General features: G+C 44.1%; 19 protein-coding genes. 3 read left to right on the forward strand and 16 right to left on the reverse strand.

Annotated elements, in window-relative coordinates; genetic code table 11:
- Positions 1 to 71: 71 nt before the first annotated feature.
- From wecA to ACXAD8_RS09820, 3 genes are all read right to left on the reverse strand, one after another.
- Positions 72 to 1,148 (reverse strand): UDP-N-acetylglucosamine--undecaprenyl-phosphate N-acetylglucosaminephosphotransferase, encoded by a 1,077-nt coding sequence (gene wecA / locus ACXAD8_RS09810; RefSeq protein ID WP_475227843.1) that lies wholly within the window; start codon positions 1,146 to 1,148, stop codon positions 72 to 74.
- Between the two features lie 9 nt (positions 1,149 to 1,157).
- Positions 1,158 to 3,905, reverse strand: coding sequence for an SLBB domain-containing protein (locus ACXAD8_RS09815; RefSeq protein WP_475227845.1), 2,748 nt, complete (start codon positions 3,903 to 3,905; stop codon positions 1,158 to 1,160).
- A 199-nt stretch (positions 3,906 to 4,104) separates the two neighbouring features.
- Complete coding sequence (locus tag ACXAD8_RS09820) at positions 4,105 to 5,613, reverse strand: peptide MFS transporter (RefSeq protein WP_475227847.1); 1,509 nt, start codon at positions 5,611 to 5,613, stop codon at positions 4,105 to 4,107.
- 264 nt (positions 5,614 to 5,877) lie between these two features.
- Between ACXAD8_RS09820 and ACXAD8_RS09825 the strand changes: the two genes are divergently transcribed.
- Positions 5,878 to 6,156, forward strand: coding sequence for a DUF6170 family protein (locus tag ACXAD8_RS09825; protein WP_475227849.1), 279 nt, complete (start codon positions 5,878 to 5,880; stop codon positions 6,154 to 6,156).
- Positions 6,157 to 6,183: 27 nt separating this feature from the next.
- On the opposite strand, the gene ACXAD8_RS09830 is transcribed toward ACXAD8_RS09825, so the two are convergent.
- The 10 genes from ACXAD8_RS09830 to ccmA form a co-directional block, all read right to left on the reverse strand.
- Positions 6,184 to 6,942, reverse strand: a complete 759-nt coding sequence (locus ACXAD8_RS09830; protein ID WP_475227851.1) for an MlaA family lipoprotein — start codon at positions 6,940 to 6,942, stop codon at positions 6,184 to 6,186.
- Positions 6,939 to 8,210, reverse strand: coding sequence for a c-type cytochrome biogenesis protein CcmI (gene ccmI, locus ACXAD8_RS09835; RefSeq protein ID WP_475227854.1), 1,272 nt, complete (start codon positions 8,208 to 8,210; stop codon positions 6,939 to 6,941). Before ccmI ends, ACXAD8_RS09830 begins: the two co-directional genes overlap by 4 nt.
- Entirely contained in the window at positions 8,207 to 8,686 is a 480-nt protein-coding gene (locus ACXAD8_RS09840) for a cytochrome c-type biogenesis protein (RefSeq protein WP_475227856.1), read from the reverse strand. Before ACXAD8_RS09840 ends, ccmI begins: the two co-directional genes overlap by 4 nt.
- On the reverse strand, positions 8,679 to 9,167 hold the full coding sequence (locus tag ACXAD8_RS09845; protein WP_475227858.1) for a redoxin family protein: 489 nt from the start codon (positions 9,165 to 9,167) through the stop codon (positions 8,679 to 8,681). The genes ACXAD8_RS09840 and ACXAD8_RS09845 overlap by 8 nt, the downstream gene beginning before the upstream one ends.
- Before the next feature lie 91 nt (positions 9,168 to 9,258).
- Positions 9,259 to 11,256 (reverse strand): heme lyase CcmF/NrfE family subunit, encoded by a 1,998-nt coding sequence (locus tag ACXAD8_RS09850; RefSeq protein ID WP_475227861.1) that lies wholly within the window; start codon positions 11,254 to 11,256, stop codon positions 9,259 to 9,261.
- Complete coding sequence (gene ccmE, locus ACXAD8_RS09855; RefSeq protein WP_475227863.1) at positions 11,256 to 11,735, reverse strand: cytochrome c maturation protein CcmE; 480 nt, start codon at positions 11,733 to 11,735, stop codon at positions 11,256 to 11,258. Before ccmE ends, ACXAD8_RS09850 begins: the two co-directional genes overlap by 1 nt.
- Positions 11,736 to 11,771: 36 nt before the next feature.
- Positions 11,772 to 11,993 (reverse strand): heme exporter protein CcmD, encoded by a 222-nt coding sequence (gene ccmD, locus ACXAD8_RS09860; RefSeq protein WP_475227865.1) that lies wholly within the window; start codon positions 11,991 to 11,993, stop codon positions 11,772 to 11,774.
- A gap of 2 nt (positions 11,994 to 11,995) precedes the next feature.
- On the reverse strand, positions 11,996 to 12,742 hold the full coding sequence (locus ACXAD8_RS09865) for a heme ABC transporter permease (protein ID WP_475227867.1): 747 nt from the start codon (positions 12,740 to 12,742) through the stop codon (positions 11,996 to 11,998).
- Positions 12,742 to 13,407, reverse strand: a complete 666-nt coding sequence (ccmB, locus tag ACXAD8_RS09870) for a heme exporter protein CcmB (protein WP_475227870.1) — start codon at positions 13,405 to 13,407, stop codon at positions 12,742 to 12,744. Before ccmB ends, ACXAD8_RS09865 begins: the two co-directional genes overlap by 1 nt.
- A complete protein-coding gene (ccmA, locus tag ACXAD8_RS09875) occupies positions 13,407 to 14,030 on the reverse strand; it encodes a cytochrome c biogenesis heme-transporting ATPase CcmA (RefSeq protein ID WP_475227872.1) in 624 nt (207 codons plus the stop codon). Before ccmA ends, ccmB begins: the two co-directional genes overlap by 1 nt.
- Positions 14,031 to 14,193: 163 nt before the next feature.
- Here ccmA and ACXAD8_RS09880 point away from each other — a divergent pair, with 163 nt between their 5' ends.
- Together ACXAD8_RS09880 and ACXAD8_RS09885 are read left to right on the forward strand one after the other, a co-directional pair.
- Entirely contained in the window at positions 14,194 to 16,440 is a 2,247-nt protein-coding gene (locus ACXAD8_RS09880) for a hypothetical protein (RefSeq protein WP_475227875.1), read from the forward strand.
- Between the two features lies 1 nt (position 16,441).
- A complete protein-coding gene (locus tag ACXAD8_RS09885; RefSeq protein WP_475227877.1) occupies positions 16,442 to 16,756 on the forward strand; it encodes an EscU/YscU/HrcU family type III secretion system export apparatus switch protein in 315 nt (104 codons plus the stop codon).
- 32 nt (positions 16,757 to 16,788) lie between these two features.
- Here ACXAD8_RS09885 and rfbA read toward each other — a convergent pair whose 3' ends face one another.
- The 3 genes from rfbA to ACXAD8_RS09900 form a co-directional block, all read right to left on the reverse strand.
- On the reverse strand, positions 16,789 to 17,664 hold the full coding sequence (gene rfbA / locus ACXAD8_RS09890; protein ID WP_475227880.1) for a glucose-1-phosphate thymidylyltransferase RfbA: 876 nt from the start codon (positions 17,662 to 17,664) through the stop codon (positions 16,789 to 16,791).
- Positions 17,654 to 18,697, reverse strand: coding sequence for a dTDP-glucose 4,6-dehydratase (gene rfbB / locus ACXAD8_RS09895; RefSeq protein ID WP_475227882.1), 1,044 nt, complete (start codon positions 18,695 to 18,697; stop codon positions 17,654 to 17,656). The genes rfbA and rfbB overlap by 11 nt, the downstream gene beginning before the upstream one ends.
- A gap of 108 nt (positions 18,698 to 18,805) precedes the next feature.
- Positions 18,806 to 19,270: a DUF2802 domain-containing protein gene (locus ACXAD8_RS09900; RefSeq protein WP_475227884.1), complete on the reverse strand. Its 465-nt coding sequence runs from the start codon at positions 19,268 to 19,270 to the stop codon at positions 18,806 to 18,808.
- Positions 19,271 to 19,299 lie beyond the last annotated feature (29 nt).

Here is a 19,299-nt window from a genome sequence, read left to right on the forward strand (position 1 = left end):
CTTTTCCTCTTGAGTTTCGTCTCAATAATACATGGGTATGCTTAATTTTTACTGAATGGTAAAGCCTAAACTTAAATCAGTTTAGGCCTCTTTGTTAATGATTTCCGAATGAATTTGCTGACCTTCCATGCGTGCTTCAGTGAATAGAAATAAACAACAAACAGAGCCAAAAAAGCACAAAACATGAAACTTTCCGACCATTGGTAATACTCGCCACATAATCCGAACGCAGCAAGCAAAACAGAAATCAGAGTGATTAAAACCAAGGCTGAGCGAGCTGATAAACCCAATCTCATGACAATATGATGTACATGCTCTTTATCGGGCTTAAAGGGTGAGCGTCTTTTTAAAATGCGCCTAATAGTTATTGCACACATATCAAGAAATGGTACGGCAATTAACCACAAAGCAGTGACAGGACGAAATGAAGTTTGTTCACCTTGTGTTCCAATAACCAGCAACCAAATTATGCTCAGCCCTACAAACATACTCCCTGCGTCACCCATGAATATTTTTTTGGCACGCCCACCTATTATACCCAAATTAAAAAATAGGAATGGAACAATGGAGGCCACAAGTATCAAAGGCAATACAAATAACGATTCGTTACCAAGGATCATCAATACAGCTATACCCGCAAAAGCCACGAGGCTCAACATTCCAGCTAAACCATCGATACCGTCAGTCATATTAAAAGCATTAATGGCGGCAATAGTTGCCAGGATTGTTAATGGATACCCAAACCATCCTAAATTGGTCGTTATCCCAAACAAAATATTGCCAAAATTTGCCAGGTGTAGACCTGCACCATAAACCATTAATGAGGCAATCAATATCTGAGCTATTATCCTAACCCCAACAGACAGATCTTTATAATCATCTAGCGCCCCTAACAACACAATCAAACCTGCAGAGATCAGATAAATATTGACTATTTGTCCTTGTGGTAACAAGACAGAGCTTGCGGTTAAAACCCCAAGATAGACTGCAATCCCCCCGACTAATGGTACTTCCCCAGTATGAATTTTTCTATGGTTCGGTATATCAACAAGCCCTACTTTCAAAGCAAAGGGTTTTACTAATTTTATTGCAGCGTAACAACCCAAAGACGCCAATAACAAAGATAATATTATTGTTGATGTAATCACACTAATCCCCTATAAACTGCCAACGGCTGCGATTGTGACAGCAAATTGATACATGATCTGAGATGCACTCGTCCATAACGTCAAATTATCCACGTGACTACTGTCGAAGGGCACAACAATAGTATCCCCCGGACTTACCGTAAAATCCTTACTTGCGGCTGACTGATACCAAAACCCTTTGGATTCAGGAATTACAACAGAGCCATTGGCTTTAATTATGTATGTGCGATCTTTGTCAGCAAAACTCTTAAAACCACCACTTTGATTTATATAAGATGTATAAGAATTATCGTCTTCAAAAAGGTGACTCGTTGGAACATAAACTTCGCCAATAACATTCACCGTATTATTTACTCCTGGCACAATTAAAACATCTTCATCTTCCAATGTAATATCTCGAGATTGTTTTGCGAGTACTTTTGGTAAATCGATTACCAAGCGCCCCATTGCTTTTACCTGAGTCAAATCTCTGAGCAACTTTTGAACCTCAGAATAACTGACAAGGGCGCCCGCGCCAGTGTCTTTACGCAAGCTTTCAGAGGCTATCTCCTTACGCAAATCCTCAGTTAATCGACGAAGATTTTCTGCTTCCTGACGACGTAAAGATTTCCTTAAGAATATTGATGCATTTGGGTCTGCATATTCCGTTAATCCACCTGCCCGTTGTAAAACGTTAGCGAGTGATTCACCACGACTAATCGTATATTCTCCGGGAAATGTAACTTCGCCTCTTAATTCAACAGTAAGTTGCTCTTGCCATTCTGGGTTTCTGAAAACGTTAATTCGATCGCGACTCTTCAGTGAAAAAACCTCATCTCCCTCTACTATTCTCTGGGGGCTGAACTGAATATTCTCTACCACAATCTCCCCTGATTCGGATTGAGAATATCGTGTTATTTCTGATTGCTGCGCAAATGCAGATTCAGATAATCCGCCCGCGGCTAGAAACACATCTTTTAAACTGCCGTTGTCAGGTAATGGATACAATCCTGGATATTGCACTGAACCTGAAATTTCAACCAACTTCAAAGGCTTTGCAAATGATGCGTGAACTTTTAACTTTTCAATGATTGGGGCAAGTAATCGGGTACGGGAATATGCACTGGTATCATAAAATTTTTCTAGTCGCTTTTCTTCAAGTTGCGTTAGTTCAATAATGGGCTTTGAGGCACCAATGCTTTCCCGTAATTCATTCTCAGCATCAGATTGTTCCGCACTTTTAAAATCGAATCCTATCTGTTGCCAAAATAGACGCTCTTCAATTCTATCTTTCCAAGCCTGTTTCTCTTTGTTCTTTAAGTCAGATTTTGTGAGAGCCAACGACTGGATATCTTCACTTCCCAACTCACTCCCCTCTACCTGAGAGAAAAATACAACGATATCTTCTTTACTAAGTAAAAAGTCGTGATGACTATCACCTATCAATAATTTCGACGGCTGAAATTGCATTACCTGCAAATTTTCCCCCGTTTGATAACCTTTCAGTACCAGTCCATAATCCAGGTCAACTTCCGCCAACAAGTCTTTTTTTCGATTACTGATGAGATGGCTAAGCTGTAATCCTTCGTACCATTGCACAGGTCCTGGTCTGGCTACTGCACCCACCAGGGTTACCGCGCTGTCTAAACTATCAGACACACTGGGGACGTCGATAACATCACCTGTATGCACTCTTTTATCCATGTCTGACGACTTTATGGTTAACTGAGTAATTGCGCCTTCGGAGACCCGTTGCACATTTACCGCTCCCTGATAAGCATCAGAGGCGAAACCACCCGCTAATTCTATGGCCTCAGCAAAGGTCGTCGTATCGTTTAGTTCATAAATTGCCGGACGTCTGACATTGCCTTTGATGGTTACCGACGATTCGATGGTAGGAATAAACACCACATCGCCCGGTTGTAACAAGGCATCGTTTTTTGTATTGCCGTTTGTCAGCAATTCATATAAATCCAAAGTAGAAATCGTCTTGCCTGCGCGTTTTAATTGGATATTTCGCAGTGAGGCAATGTCGTTAACACCGCCGCTTAAAAACAACGCCTGGGTCATAGTGGTCAGAGAACTCACAGTATAGGCGCCGGGTTTAAAGGCCTCTCCCAAAACAAAAATACGCATACTGCGCAATTGTCCCATACTCACATGGGATTCAACACCTATCAGATATTTAGATATTTCTGCCGAAATGAACGCTTTAGCCTCGCTAAAAGTTAAGCCCGCCACATTCAACGGGCTCATAGAAGGGATGACAATCAGACCTTCCCGATCTACCTGCAATGTATAGTTTTTGTTTTCTTTGCCGTAAATTTGAATCTCAAGCGTGTCCCCAACCCCCAATAAATAGTTAGCGGGAACCGGAGAATCTGTTGCTGGCGCAAAAGTAGAGGGACTGCCGGCAAACAAATCATAACCGTAAGGTTTTAATTCCTGGCTTTCTATTTTTAAGAATTTAGCAATGGGATCTTCGTAGCTAACCGGATTCCCGAGTTCATCAAACTCAGTTCCTCTCGGATATATAGTACTATCAGTCGTATCTATATTATTTTGATTGGCGTTGCCACTACCAGAAATGTATGCCTGGATCGTGGCATAATCCATACCGAGTTGCTGCGCCAGCACCTTCTGTTGTTGCACTGGTAAGCGCTTAAACTGCTCAATTTGCTGTGCGGTTGGTGCCTGATTATATTGTGCATTTACGAACAAAGCCGTCATACCTAACAGCAATGCAAATAGTGTCGATAAAACTCTCTTTTCCAACATATGAGTTCGAATCCAATCCTGTGCTTAATTATCGGGCGGAAGATTTCTTATAATGAATATTTTTTACGCGATGGTTACATCACCCAAAACATCGCGCATTTTAACTCAATTGCTCACGAAAAATCTCTACAATTTGTGTTCAAAAACGCAAAAAAAGGCCCCCTTTTGGGAGCCTTTTTAAAATAACTCAACTAAAGGGTTATTTTTCTGCCAGCTTTTCCCACTTATTTGTTTTAAACGTTAGAAGCAGGATAACTATTCCAATAGCAATGCTGAAAAGACTGATCTGTAAATAGAGATTCGGCATTTCAGCCACATTTTCCGGATCGAAGTTACCAGCCAGCAAGCCCGCAACGACGTTTCCGATAGAGTAAGTTAATACAAATACCCCCATCATTTGACCAGCAAAGCGCTTCGGAGATAACTTACTCACAGCACTTAGTGCTACCGGGCTTAAGCACAATTCACCTACCGTGTGCAGGAAGTAAGTAGCCACCAACCAGTAAGGCGCCACCTTCAAACCCGCAGCGGCGTACTGTGCCGCGAAAAACATCACGATAAAGCCTGTAGCCATGATAATCAGGCCCAGTGCACACTTAAAGCCATATGAAGGCGTAATCATACGCTTGGCTAAGTTAATCCAAAGCGCAGCGATAAAGGGCGACAAGGTAATAATAAATAAAGAGTTTAACGACTGGAACCAGCCAGTTGGGATTTCAAAGGTACCAACCAGACGATCCGTATAGTCTCGGCCGAACAGGTTTAATGAAGAACCGGCCTGCTCAAAACCTGCCCAAAAACAGATAGAGGCAATACACACCAGAAATAGTGCGCCCAGACTGCGCTTTTCGTTACCGTTCAGGTCACCGGTAAAAAAGATAAAACCAAAATAGGCGAGAAACACAATAGTGATAATAGTGACCACATATTGCGCTACTACTACAGGATTGATAGTTAATGCGCCTGTCATCATAGCGCCGATGACTGCCACCAGAGCAATCAAAAATACGCCAATCGCAGACCAGGCCATTTTGGCGCCTTTTTCAGATAACGGCTGCAACGGCTTTGAACCCGCGCCCTCTAAACGAGCTGATGTTTTGCTAAACTGGATGATACCAATACCCATGCCTACCGCAGCAGCACCAAAGGCATAGTGGTAGCCATACTCCACCTGCAACCAGCCACACAAGAAATAACCAAATACCGAACCCAGGTTTATCCCCATGTAATACAAGGTATAACCGGCATCACGGCGTTGGTCTTCAGCGCTGTATAACATACCCACCATGGCGCCAATGTTGGGTTTAAGTAAACCCGTACCCAATACCACCAGCACTAAACCCAGGAAAAAGGTTTTGTCACTGGGAATCGCCAATACAATATGGCCAGCCATAATGATCCAGGCACCGTACCAGACCGCTTTTTGTCCACCAATCAGTCGGTCAGCCATCCAGCCGCCGGGTAGCCCCATAAAGTAAACGGCACCAGTGTATAAACCATAGATTGCGGTTGCTGTAGCCACGGTTATAGCAAGGCCGCCTTCCTGCATGGCAGCAGTCATGTAGAGTACCAGCAGCATACGCATACCGTAGTAACTCATGCGCTCCCACATTTCAGTGAAAAACAGTGTTTGTAAACCAGCCGGGTGACCAAAAAACTCTTTTGGTTTTGCGGCCGATGAAGGGGAATTGAGGGTGGATTCACTCATTATCAATTTCTGCCTGTTAGGAATAGTTTTGGATATGTTCTTATTGTGATTTTTATCAGATTATTGTTATTTGGTTGCCAATCCTTTGAGAAGACGGCAACCGCAGCGAGGTGTTATACAAGAAGTGTCGGCTAATCTCAAGACAGTTCTGCTAAATGTTACATAAATGTAAACCAAACAAAGCATCAAATTTCCTGTTTAAATACGCTTTAAAACAAAGTTTTTTGATAGAATTAGCAGCTGATAACCCTGCAGGATCTTTAAATGAAGTTCTATTTTACCCATCGCTCACTGCCAGAGCTGGAGAATAAATCGCTGACTGAGCGCTTACAGGCATTGCAAGAGGCGAATAACAAACTCACCCCGCCGGAGCGCTTATTGTTAAATGTATTGAAGCTATTGGTATTGGTGCCAGTCTTTACTTTGATATTAAGGGCAGGTCAGGATTGGACAGTATTATTGTGGGCGGCGTTGGTGATTGCACTCTATCTCCTTATTATCCGCCCTATTCAGTTCAATATGTGTCGAAAATACTTAAAATAGATGGGCCGCTATGGCCCCAATTAAGCATTAAAACTCTTCCAGTAATGCGTCCAGCTCAGCATCCTCTTCGGAAGTTAATTCCGGCTCCTGCACTTTGCCGTCAGTTACCCTGTGGGCCAAATCCTGGAAATAGACATCTTTAAGAAATGCATAGCTGTCTAACGAATCGTATATCAGTTGCTCCTGAGCCATCAACTGAGCACGACCTTCCAGTGCTTTTATCGCCCCAGAGAACACCGTAAAGTAAATATTTAAGTCATCAATTGGCCAATAAGAAGCATCAACAATATCACCTGAGCTACTGCGCACATCACTGGGTCCCATAGCCGGGATCATCAAATAAGCACCGGTACCCACGCCCCAGGTGCCCAGCGTTTCACCAAAGTCCTCGCGCTTGCGTTCCAGCCCCAGCTCATCAGCAACGTCAAAAACCCCTAAGATACCAAAGGTAGAATTCAGCGCGAAGCGACTGAGGCTCACAAAAGAATCTGCAACTTTGCCCTGTAATAAATTGTTCAGGGTATTGCCGGGTTCATCCAGGTTTCTGGCAGCATTATACAAGCCGCTGCGCACCAACTCTGGGGTATAGTCAACGTAAGCCACAGTGACAGGTCTTAACACATGCTTGTCTAATACGTCCCAATTGAACTCCCAGAACGTGCGATTCACAGACTCCAGAGGGTCATTATTGCTGGCGGCTCTGGCCTGCTCCTGAACCTGCTGATTGGAAGCACAAGCGGAGGTGAGTAACACCAGGATTAAAATACTGAAAAGTTTTGTCTTCACAATAATTCCTTGTCTATCAAAATGGCGTGCTCAATACTGTTCCCTTTGGTAATCGCGACTGTACTTTGTCCTTGCAGATCGCCGGTGGCGGAAGTCACCATATCATCACTGGAAACACGAGCGATTAAACGCCCACGGTTTAAACTCGATAACTGATATTCAGGCATCATGGCGTTGGCGTCACTCAATGAAACAACAATACTGCCACTAGCCAAAAGCCGTTGCGTGGGCATTTTAATCACTGCTGCCGGCATGCGATTATCAGAGTCAGCATCCTGTACAAAAACAAATAATTGTCCATCAGCCGGGATTTTGTCTCGTAATATTGGGTCTACACTCACAGTTACAAGTATTTCAGTGCCGCTTTGTGCATTTAATTCTGCCGCTGTTGCGCTTTCCCCTTGCAATATTTTTAATTGCTGTTCAATAGTGACCTGCATAGGGTCGTTTTTGTCCAGCTTGTCCTGCAATGCCAACCAGCTGTTGATGGCCTCCTGAGGTTTGTTATTACGCGCATAGGTAACAGCCAACAAACCCAAAACATTATTATCTTGCGGTGTCATTGACCGCAAACGCAGTAAAATACTTTCCGCCTTTGCCATATTGCTGGCATCAGAGGTGACCAATAAGGCCTGTGCCAGACTAAACAAAGCACCCGGCCTGTCCGGTTGTATCGCGATAGACTTGTTGAAAGCGTCAATTGCCCCCTCGAAATCTGTCAAGGACGACAATACCCGACCTAACAACAGCCAACCCACAGCATCCTCTTGTTGTCGGCTGAGTTTAGTTCTGAGAGCCAAAGCAAACTCAACTAACTCCTGTCGGGATATTTGCTCATCGGCCTGCACTACGATGCGCTGTCCTAACTCAGGTAATTTTTGTTGCGCCAGTAACCAGGACTGGACCTTTTGCAGTTGATGGCTTTCAGTATAAACCCATGCTGTGCTGGCAAGAATCGCTATAAACACAGTGACGCTAAGATAGATTAACGCCCTTGAGCTTCTTTCGGCATCAACACCTGAAGCGGTATCCAACTCATCCGCCAAACTGAGTTTGGTTTCGATTACCGCTTCGTCATAGTCCTCAGAGGAAAACAGAGCCTCCTGACGCTCTTGTTCTAATTCGCTAAGTCTTTGTTTGACGATTTCAGGGTTACTGATAGCGTTTTCTTTCTGCCGGACTTTTTTTGCCTTTGACCAAAGAGGCATCACCAGAAATAGCATAAAAAGGATAATCAGTGCTGCTGCACCTGAATAAAACAAGGTCATTTCATTTCCTTGAGCGCTGATTCTGCGCGCTTTAATTTCTCAGCCTGACTGGCATCGCCGGCTTCGTTCGAGGCATCTGTAGATACTGAACTTGAAGAGCGGCGTCGCTGTAAAATAAAATAACTGCCACAGAGGAAAACAAATAATAAGGGTCCAAAATACAACCAAAAAGTTACCGGGGTCATAGGTGGCTGATAGTGCACAAACTCGCCATAACGCAGTTTCATGTAGTCGATGACCTCCTGCTTTGATTTCCCTTCCAGCAACAATTGATGCACTTTGCGCTTCATGTCATTGGCGATAAGCGCATTGGAATCCGCAATATTTTGATTCTGGCATTTTGGGCAACGCAACTCTTTGCTTAATAACAAAAAATCAGCCCGTTGCTGGGCATTTTCAAACTGATACTTTTCTTCTGCCAGAGCAACACAACTCAAAACAGTCCAAGTTAATAACAAAATACATCGGTTAATCATTTTGCAATTCCTGTGTCGCTTGCTGGTAAAGCGGCAAAAACTTGGTTTGCCATACCCTTTCATTCAGATCACCCACATGATGCAGCAACACTCTTCCATGAATATCAACAAGGAAAGTCTCCGGCGCCCCGGTTACTCCCAGATCCATTGAATAATCTCGATTTACATCGAAAATATTAAACTGATAGGGGTCTCCAAGCTGATTGAGAGTCTGTTTAATATCAGCACGGATTTGCGCTACCGTTTTGCCGCCAAAATCAGGATCTAAATCTTGTTCAAAATACAACCCCACGATGCGCACTCCCTGTTCGCGCAAAGAGGTCAAAAAAGGTAATTCAATAGCACAGGTAACGCACCAGGTTCCCCAGACATTAATCAAGGTCACCTCACCTTCAAACACCTCTCGCGAATAAATGATGCTTTCATCCATCACGTCGGGTAAAGAAAACTCCGGTAGTTGCCTGTCAACTTGGGTAGACACCTGATACCGGGATTCAGAAAACAATCCTTTTACCAGAAAAAAAGTTAAAACCAGAAAAAAAACCAGGGGCAAAAATAAAAGTAAGTACTTCTTAACCAACTTCAGCTCCTCTTCCCGAAACAAAGTTATCTTGCACCTGCTCTGCTTTAGATGCCGTTTTGACTTTAGCGAAGCGATAGCGTTTATCCATGATGGATAGCAGTGCTCCCAAGGCCATGATTGCGGCGCCTAACCATATCCAAAGTACGAATGGTTTAACGTATACCCTTAATCCCCAAGAGCCGTCAGCAAACTCATCACCTAAGGCAACAAACAAATCACGCAATAAATTAGTATCTATACCCGCCTCGGTCATAACATTGCGCTGCACCGGATAAAAGCGCTTTTCAGCCACTAACTCGCTGATATGCTGTCCCTGTTTAGACACCACAACCACACCGCCATCCGCAGTATAATTAGGCCCTTCGATATGGGTCACGTTTTTAAAGGTAAACTGATAGCCTTGCAATTCAATGCTATCGCCGATGTGTAACCTGACCTCCCGCTCTTCGCTGAAATTACTGGTCAATGTGATACCCAGTAAAGTCACCGCAAAGCCCAGGTGCCCCAGCACCATGCCCCAATGACTGCGGGATAATTTGCGTAAATTTTGCCAGCTTAGCTGTCGGTTTGTACGCAGTAATACTTCCTGAATCGTGGTGAGCAGAATAACAAACACCAAAAAGCTGCCCAGCACAGCCAGAGTTGAAAATTGATCAAAACTGGTTAACAGCAATGCCGTCATCACGATCCCCAGCCCGGAAGCCCATAGTAATTGCGACTTTATATCGCCGATAGCCTGTCGCTTCCAACGACTCATAGGTCCCATTGCTAACAGCACCACAAAAGGCACGATTAACCAGGTAAACATCTGATTAAAAAATGGCTCACCTACGGAAATTGACCCCAATCCCAATTCTTTGTGCACCAGGGGCAATAAGGTCCCTAACAACACCACAATGGTGGCAGCGGTTAAAAACACGTTGTTACCTATCAGCATCATCTCCCGAGACACTAACTCATAGCGACTGCTACTCTTCAACATGGAGCTGCGAATGGCAAACAATGTCAGGGAACAACCGATCACCAAAACCAACAAGGCCAGAATAAACAGCCCTCTTTCCGGATCGCTGGCAAATGAATGAACCGATACAATGATGCCGGAGCGTACCAAAAAGGTGCCCAACAAACTCAGTGAGAATGCTGAAATTGCCAGTAGCACAGTCCAGGCTTTGAAGACTTTACGCTTCTCTGTCACAGCCAGAGAATGGATCAGCGCAGTCCCGGCTAACCATGGCATAAACGAGGCATTTTCCACTGGATCCCAAAACCACCAGCCTCCCCAGCCTAGTTCGTAGTACGCCCACCAACTGCCCAGGGCAATGCCCAGCGTCAAAAATCCCCATGCCGCCAGCGCCCAGGGCCTTGCCCAGCGAGCCCAGGTAGAATCCAGACGACCCGCCATTAATGCCGCAATGGCAAATGCAAAAGCCACTGAAAAGCCAACATAGCCCATGTAAAGCATTGGCGGATGAATAATCATACCAATATCTTGTAGCAGCGGATTCAGATCCCGGCCGTCCACCGGATAGTAAGGCAACAAAGACTCAAAAGGGTTTGAGGACAAAATTAAGAATAAGTAAAAACCCAAAGCGATAGCACCCAACACGCCCAGAACGCGGGCCACCATAATAAGTGGCACACCACGACTGAACATCGCAACGGCACAAGTCCATCCCGAGAGCATTAACATCCATAGCAGAAAGGAGCCTTCATGGCCTCCCCACACCGCCGTGTACTTGTAGTAAATGGGCAATAAACTGTTGGAATGATTGGCCACATACTTAATGGTGAAATCGTCAGTAACAAAGGCGTGCGTTAGTGCCATATAAGCCAACAAGGTAAAGACAAACATGGCAAAAGCCATCGGCTTTGCCATTTTAAGCAGCTTAGTCTCGTTTTTGATTGCGCCCAGCACCGGGTAAAAACCCAGGCACATGGAGGCCATCATGGCCAGAATTAATGACAGTTGCCCCAGTTCAGCAATCATTAGTTATCACCTTCAGCTCCATAGATTTGTTTTGGCTTTTCATGTTTGATGCCCTTCATTGCTTCAGCTAACTCTGGTGGCATGTATTCTTCATCGTGTTTTGCCAACACTTCGTCAGCCATAATGGTATTGGCATCCAATAACTTACCCGTAGCCACTATGCCCTGTCCTTCCCGAAACAAATCAGGCAATAAACCTTTGTAGATAATCTTAACCACCGGCCCTGTATCTACCAGTTTAAAGGTTACAGCCAGCTCTTTTTCATCGTGCACCACAGAACCTTCAACCACCATGCCACCAACCCGCAAACGCTGCCCTGAGACAGGCATTCGGCCCTCTTTGCCGTTAACAATCTCACTGGGAGTATAAAACAGATCAATATTCTGATTTAGCGAGTACAGCATCAAGCTTACTGCCAGGCCGATAAGGGCGATGATGCCGGTTACTGCCAAAAGTCGCTTTTTACGTCTGGGATTCATGGCTCTATTAACGCTCCAAAAACTAAATTTAAATGGTTACGAATTTTCTGAGTTGCCGGATTTTTTTGCTGCTCTGGCGGCTTTGATGCGTTGCGTTCGCGCAAATTCCTGACGGGCTTTTTTAAGTAAAAATGTTTTTTGCCAGCGCCCTAAAAACCACATTGCAAACAATAATAAAAAAGACACACCAAAGGCCAACCAGACATAAAAGCCATAGCCGCCCATAGCAAAAAACTCGCTGATGTTGGCAAACTGCATGGTTACGACTCCTCTGTTCTTTTGACCATCTTAATCACCCACGGACGACGAATCTCCCGCAGAAAAATCTCATTTTGCAAACGGATACAAACCAGTCCTGCACAAAACACCGCCAAAGCCACAATGTTTAACAGCAATGGCCACAGCATTTCAGGAGCCATTGAAGGTTTAGCAAATTTGGTAATGGTGGCGCCTTGATGCAGTGTGTTCCACCACTCAACTGAAAAATGAATAATCGGCAAATTAATCACGCCAACCAATGCCATAACCGCTGCGGCTTTGCCACCCTGAAGTTTATCCTGAAAACTGGCATACAATGCCATTACACCGAGGTACAAAAACAACAGGATCAATTCCGATGTCAGCCTCGCATCCCACACCCACCAAGTACCCCACATGGGTTTCCCCCAGGTTGCTCCGGTCCACAAAGCAATAAACGTCAGACAAGCGCCCACCGGTGCGATACTCATAATGGCCATGTAACAGGTTCTGACCTGCCATACCAACCCGATAAAAGCACAAATTGCCATCCCGGAATAAAAGCCCATTGATAAAATGGCGGAAGGCACGTGCAAATAGATAATTCGAAAAGCATCACCCTGCTGATAGTCAGCTGGGGCGAATAACAGGCCCCAGAACGTGCCGATCGTCAGGGCCAATATTCCCAGCAATAAAAACCAAGGAGCCAGGCGCCCCGCTAGCTTGTAAGTAACTTCTGTTTTAGCGTAAGGATGTAACCATTTCCACATTAATGATGACTCACTCTGATAGCATAACTGATCGCATAAGGGCAAAGCGCCAGGGCAAAAATCAACATGGCGCCGATAATGCCCAATTGACCAAACCAGGTCAATTGCAGTGCAGCATTGTTAATTGCCGCCGTAGCAAAAATAAGTAACGGGATAAAAACCGGTAACAGCAACACCGCAAGTAGTACGCCGCCCTTGTTGATTGATAAGGTCAGGGCAACGGCAATAGCGCCCACCAGGCTCAATAAAGGGGTACCAACTAACAATGTACACAACAGCGCCCAGTACATATTAAGGGTCAGATTCAAAAACAGCGCCAACAACGGTGAAATTAAAATCAGCGGTACGATAACAAACAACCAATGGCAAAACAGACGCGTCATTACCATCAATGTCAGGCTTGCTGGTGATAACAAATATTGTTCTAAAGAGCCGTCCTGAAAATCATCGCGAAACAAATGCTCCAGTCCTAACAGAGCACTCAAAAGCGCTGCCACCCAGATCACTCCAGGCCCAATTAATTGCAAAGTATCAGGCCCCGGCCCAACACCTAAGGGAAACAAACTGACAACAATGATACTCAGTAGCAATGGCATCATCATTTCGGCACTGCCTTTGGCCACTAAGCTAAATTCTTTTTTAAAAATGGTCCGTACTGGTAACATCAGAGCTGATACTCCAGTCTCAGTTCCTGTACCTTGATGTCGGAAGCCAATTGCCAATGAGAAGTAAACAACAACATGCCGCCATCATCAATGTGCTGCCTTAATTTGACTTCTAACAACGCTCTGGAATCGACATCCAGCGCGTTAAAAGGCTCGTCCAGAATCAACAGCCGGGCTTTTTTCATCCAGATACGACACAAACTAACCCGTCTTTGCTGCCCGGCCGATAAATTGCCAACCGGCACGTCTTCCAGTCCGGTGAGACCCAATAACTCTAACAACGGATAAAGCTCCAGATTACCCGGTAACAATTGAATACCCGCCCAAAACTCTAAATTTTGCACGGCACTCAGGTGTTGGTTTAACGCCAATTTGTGTCCAAGATACAACATATTGTGATTGTATTCCTGAGTACACTGCGAAATATTTTCGCCATTCCAACAGACCTTGCCCTGCTGCGCCTGGGACAAGCCTGCAATAATGCGTAACAAACTGGTTTTACCGGCGCCATTATCACCGACAATGTGCCAGGCTTCGCCACTGCATACCTGAAAAGACAATTGTGAAAAAAGTTCTCGATCCTGTTTTATACACTGTAGATCTGAAACTGAAAGACGATCCAAGCCCAAAGCTCCTAGTTAATGCCGCGTGAATATAGCACAATTCCTCTTGCTATTTTTATGCTGTATCAATAATTTCTATTATGTTCGGATTTAAAATGACGGTTCCACTACAATTTATGATGAGATTTCAGCAAATACCCGGAAGTGTCGATAAACTATACGTATGAGTACTTTATCTGGTTCTGGTGTCTTACCCGCCAATATCCCCCAAACATCGAGTAACAATTCGACTAGCGTCAGTGCGACTAATTTTCAGACCATTAACTCTGTGGGAACTGCAGCAAGTGTCGTGGTTTCGAACAATGCCCAACTCACTTTAAACACCGCGATTGGAAAACTCTCATTACCGGCGCCAAAGATACCCTTATCTCTGGAAGCAGGTAAAGAAATATCCATTAAGTTAAATTCTGAAACATCGCCAAATTTGCTCGATATCAGTGCTAAATACCTGAAGCAACGAATTGCACTGACACCGCAACAATCGCAGTTGGTATTGCAAAGCATCACTCAAAACCCGGCCAATATTGCCAGTCCTGTGGAAATTAAAGCGAGTGTGGTGGCTACTCAAAGCGGCAGTATTCAAATTCGCGTCAATGACGAAGTATTAAATTTAGCGGTAAAAACGCCGCAACGTTACACTGTTGGACAAGAACTAAAGTTACAGCTCACTTCAGGTACGCTGGGCTGGGAAGCAAAAATTAGCGCTGGGACAACGCAAGAGTCACTGCGTCTGCCACCAGAAGACGTAGTCAAGGTTCTGCGGCAGCAGCCGGTACACAAGTCTATTGACTTGTCACAGGCAGGACGACAAACAATCCAGCCGGTGCTGAGCAAGTTAACGGAGAGTCAATTACCGGTTCAGGTTCCAAGAATACAGTTGCGCAATCAAGACAACCGCCTGGTGGTACAACTCGAATTTGGCAATAAACCGATAGTTTCTGTACCTCTGGAAAAAGCTCAGCTAAATCAGGTAAAACAACACCTGCAAAGCAGCAACACTGAATTTGTCGCAACTGAAAAAAACATCCCATCCAAAGGCATACCAGTAAGCAATGACACCAACAAACTATCCGCAGAAAAAGAAAATAACATCACCTATAAAGTTCCGCAGGAGCGGCACCAGCAACCGGTGTCTCCGGATTTAGACAAAACCATAGCAGAGAGTCAAAAACAGTTTACTCAACTGAATGTCAACAAAACCATTCCGGAAATTAAGATCAGTGAGCAAAAGCTGCAACAAGCAAGCAACCCAGCTCCGGAAAAACAAGTTACATCTGAACCTCAGTCACCCAAATTATCCAATTCTGCGCAACAAATATTGCAAACCTTAAAATCGTTGCAGTCCAGTTCAATGCCCAATATTCAGGAACTGGTCATTAAAAATGTTGAAAAGTTAATGGTGACATTAAGCTCAAAAGCAGAACCAAACCAAGGCATCAAATCCGAGCTCAGTACTACCCAATTACATCATCAGGCCAAAGATATTCTGCATACACTTAAGGGAATATCGGAACAGGTTTCCCGAAGCTCTGAAGCACAATGGCAAAAGCTGGCACCAGCCGTTGATGAAATTCTTAAAAACCTGAACATCAATGAAGAATTAAAGAGCTTTGTCAAAAAGCAGATATCGCTCCCTAATATCGAGCCAGGTAAAGCTTCCGTTTCACTGCCAGATGCTCAATCCATTCGCCAGCTTTTACAATCACCCGCGCTCCCCATCACCCCTGTTAGTATTATCTCTCCGCCATCCGGTGGCATGGTGGCGGGATTAATTAACCTGCTGCAGGTTTCGTTGGCTTCAAAGCTGAACCGCAGCAATAACGAACTCACGGAAAAAATAGCCAACAGCATTAGTAATGCTGTAGGGGGTAGCAGCAAATCTACAGCAACCGCTAAAAACACCGCTTCAGGCTTAAAAGAGTTATCCCAAGTGGAACAGAAATATAATCTGGCTAAACTCCTGGGGGATATAGTTAATCAGCATTCAAAACAAAAATTGCAAAATGCAGAACGCAGTTTGCAGGGTCAGGAAGCCTTCTATTATGTGTTGCCCTTCAGGCAGAGTGAGCAACACTCATCACCCGAAATATTAATTACTCGTGATAAACCTGAGGACAAAGAGCAGCAAGCCAACAGCGCAGAAAATAAAGCCTGGTTATTGACCATGAAATTACCGGTGGGGGATTTGGGGGAACTATTAACCAAGACCAAGGTCAACGAGGAAGCCATAAAGGTAGATTTTTACACATCCAGTGAATCGCTCAAAAATATTGTTTTAGAACACCTGCCGGCGTTAAAAAAACGCTTTGATTCGTTGGGACTAACACTTGAAATTGGCCGCTGTGAAAGAGGCAACATCCCGAAACATTTGGCACAAAACCCTTATCAGATTTTGCAAACCAGAGCATAAAATGAAACAAGACACTGACAAACGAGACAAACGCGCCGTTGGCCTGAAATATGATGGCAATGACGCTCCGACTGTGGTGGCCAAAGGATTCGGCGACCTGGCCGATGAGATTATCGATCTGGCAAAACAAAGTGGCGTTTTGGTGCATGAAGATCCCTACCTGAGCGAACTTCTGGCCAGAATGGACCTGGGGCAGGAAATTCCTGAGAACCTGTACTACGTGATAGCCGAGCTCATCGCTTTTTCCTATGTATTACAAGGCAAAACTCCGGAAAACTGGCAACCTAAACCCGGGCAACATTCATACAACGCTTAAAATTGAGTTTGCAGTTCAAGAGAAAATAACAGTTATAACTCCCGTGCAATTTCTAACAAATATTGTCCGTATTCGGAGTATTGAATTTCACCACCCTGTCGAATTAGTTCAGCCTTACTTATCCACCCTTTTCTGTAAGCTAACTCCTCCAAACAAGCCAACTTAAATCCTTGTCTTTCCTCAATTGTCTGCACAAACTGACTGGCTTTCAACAAGCTATCTGGTGTGCCAGCATCTAACCAGGCAAAACCTCTCCCTAATATTTGGACATCCATCTTATTTCGTTCCAGGTAGTAATTATTAATATCTGTAATCTCAAGCTCGCCTCGCGCGGATGGTGTTATAGTTTTCGCAATTTGAACAACGTCGTTGTCAAAAAAATATAAACCAGTTGCAACAAACCGACTTTTAGGAACATCTGGTTTCTCTTCTAAAGATAACACCTTGCGCTCATTATCAAACTCAATGACGCCAAACCTTCCAGGGTCTTTGACTTGGTAACCGAAAATAGAAGCCCCACTTTCACTTTCCATAGCAGACTCTAATTTGCTCAGGAATCCTTGGCCATAGAATATATTGTCACCTAAAATCAAACATACTTTGCTGTTTGCAATAAATGAGGCACCAATTTTAAATGCTTCGGCAATACCATTGGGCTCTTCCTGAACGGCATAAGTCAGACTCACCCCGAACTTCTTCCCATCACCCAGCAACTCCATAAATAACGACTGATCCCTGTCAGTTGTAATAATGAGAATATCCCTTATATTTGCCAACATGAGGACCGACAATGGATAGTAGATCATTGGTTTATCATACACGGGTAACAGTTGCTTAACGGTTCCTTTGGTTACCGGGTACATTCTACCTCCAGTGCCACCCGCCAGAACGATTCCCTTATATTTCATATGACTTTTCCAATACTTTATTTATCCAGTTTTGATTATGGAGATACCAATCTATTGTCAACTTTAGTCCTTTCTGGAAGCTATATTGAGGTTTCCAGCCAATTTCTCGGCGCAGCTTTCCATCATCTAATGCGTAACGAAAGTCATGACCAGGACGATCAGTAACAAACTGGATAAGCCTGGCGTAAGGCCCATCGGATGGCTTTAATTCATCCAATAAAGAGCATAAATGCGTCACAACCTCAAGGTTTGTCAATTCATTGTTTCCGGCTATATTGTAACTCTCACCGACACGTCCATTTAACAAAATAGCGACAATCGCATCCACATGGTCGTCAACATACAACCAATCTCTTATTTGACTACCGTCACCATAAACAGGTAACTTCTTCCCCTTTAATGCATTGTTAACCATAAGTGGAATGAACTTTTCAGGATATTGAAATGGTCCATAATTGTTGGTGCAATAACTTAACTTTACGGGTAATCCATAAGTTCGATGCCATGCGTTAACCAAGTGATCAGCGCTAGCCTTTGACGCTGAATAAGGCGAACTGGGTTTATAACGTCCCTCCTCAATCATTGCAGGTGCATCTGAATTCAAATCTCCAAACACTTCATCTGTAGATATTTGATAGAATACAAAAGAGTCTTTGTCCTTTCCTTTTAATTTGTTCCAGTAATCTCTTGCTGCTTCTAACATTGTGAAAGTTCCCATTATGTTAGTACGCATAAATATTTCCGGTTTATTTATTGACCTGTCAACATGAGACTCGGCAGCCAAGTTTATAATGGCATCAGGTCCGAACTCGTTGATTATTTCAGAGACGCTGTCTTTGTCAGCGATATCGGCCCTGTAGAATCGGTATCGGGCACTGCTTTCTATACAAGAATGCTCATGATTTGCCCCAGCATAGGTAAGTTTGTCAATGTTAGCGACGGTATAGTTGGTTGAGGACAACAACTTTAGTATCAACCTTGAGCCGATAAATCCTGCTCCACCGGTTACTATTATTTTTTTATTACTATTCATAACTCTTTAGTGATTTGTGACTGCATTGAGATTCTATAAATCAAAAAACTCGAATAAGCTCATTGCATTTAATGGATAAAATATAAATTTCACCGAAAAAGGGAGAGCTCATTTGGCAGAGTGGAGAGTCATCACCAACTCAGCTTCAGCCCGAGGTAAATCGCACTCCTGCATTATCTCTTCGACCGTGGCCCCAGACGCCACCAGCTTACTGGCTTTAGTATACAGCCTGGAATTGGGGTCATCCGTTTCTAATGTTTGCAATTTACTTTGCAGCGCCTGGACAGTCTGCTGTAACTCATTAAACTCAAACTGATGAACCATGTCCTCAGGTTCTTTACTCTGCAAGGAGGTGAGCTTTTGAGACATTCCCTGAGTAACCATCCGAAGCTCATTGAGCAACTCTTCTTGCTGTTTTTGTTTTTGTTTCAGGGTTCGGGAATCATTTTCCAGACTGGTAATACGGGCTTTTTCAGAACGAATTTTTGCGGAGAAAAAACACAGAACAAATACGCTGACCAGCAGAGCAAGAGCTGCCACTATGATAGCTTTATTGGCGAGCAAAATTTCCATTCTCAATCCTCTTTGTCAGCATAAATCTT

The organism is Planctobacterium sp. AWH2_060, assembly GCF_056158425.1.